General features: G+C 78.0%; 2 protein-coding genes. One reads left to right on the top strand and one right to left on the bottom strand.

The annotated features are described in order from the left end of the window. On the top strand, positions 1-404 hold a 404-nt coding region (locus tag MXD58_RS24970), incomplete at its 5' end, for a P1 family peptidase (RefSeq protein WP_250610081.1). Between the two features lie 12 nt (positions 405-416). Here MXD58_RS24970 and MXD58_RS24965 read toward each other — a convergent pair. After that, the coding region (locus MXD58_RS24965; protein WP_250610080.1) for an alpha/beta hydrolase at positions 417-1,209 on the bottom strand (793 nt) is incomplete at its 5' end.

Genomic DNA, 1,209 nt, shown 5'->3' with positions numbered 1-1,209 from the left:
GGCCCGGTGGGCTCGGCCACGCGGTGCGCCGGGTGGGCGGGCTCGCCGTCGCCGCGTTGTGCGCCGTGAACGCCCACGGCGACATCGACCATGGTGACGGCCTGGCCGACCTCGAGGCGGCCGCGCGGGAATGGCGCCCGCTGGACCTCGCGGGCCCCCGCGCCAACACCACCATCGGCGTCGTCGTCACCAACGCCCGCCTGGGCAAGGCCGGCTGCCTGATCGTCGCCCAGGGCGCCCACGACGGGCTGGCCCGCGCGATCATGCCGCCGCACACGCGGGTGGACGGCGACGCCTTCGTCGCCGCCGCGACCGGTCAGGTCGACGCCGACGTCGACCTCGTGCGCGTGCTCGCCCTCGCCGCCGTCACCGACGCCATCCGCTCGGTCGACCAGCCGACCTGAGCGCCGCGCGGGTCAGGCCGCGCGAGCCAGGGCGGCGCCGATGAAGGCGAGCTGGGCGGGGGCGACCGAGCGCCAGTAGGCGGGGGTGTGGCCGCCGGGGCCGAGGCTGTACTCGCTCGGGTGCAGCCGCGCGACGGCCTGGCGGGAGACCGCGGCGAACGGGTCGGCGTCGCCGCAGTCGATGCGGTAGGCGACGCCGGGCGCGGGTGGGCTGCCGAGCACCTGGTGCGCGGCGAAGTCGGCGGCCGAGTCGAAGGCGCCCGGCGCGCTGGCACCGTAGGTGTGCCACATCGCGGGGCTGCTCGCGGCGGCGGCGACGACCAGCTCGGGATGACGGCGGGCGAGCAGCAGCGCGCCGTAGCCGCCCATCGACCAGCCCATCGCCGCGAACCGGGCGGTGCGCAGGCCGGCGGCGCCCAGCCGCGGCAGCACCTCGGCGAGGATCATCGTCTCCGGGTCGTCGCCGGAGGACCGCCGGTGCCAGTAGGTCGCGGCGCCCTCCACGGCGACGAGGGTGAACGGCGCCGTGCCCGCGTGGATCGCCGCGGTGAGCAGAGTGTCGAGCCCGAGCAGGCCGATCGCGGAGCGGGCGTCGTCACCCCGTCCGTGCAGCACCACACAGACGGGTAGCCCCCGCGCGCCACCCGCCGGGGTGACGAGCGACATCGCCACCTCGCGTCCCCTCGCGGCACTGCGGAACGTCGTCGTGGTGACGACCGCGGGCCCGGTCGCCGCCGGGGCCCTCGTCGCGGTCGCCCCGACGCCGACGGGGCTGGCGGGGCTGGCGGGGCTGGCGGGGCTGGCG

It is taken from the genome of Frankia sp. AgKG'84/4, assembly GCF_023242965.2.
Lineage (GTDB): Bacteria > Actinomycetota > Actinomycetes > Frankiales > Frankiaceae > Frankia.
This window is presented reverse-complemented; position numbering and strand designations above follow the sequence as displayed.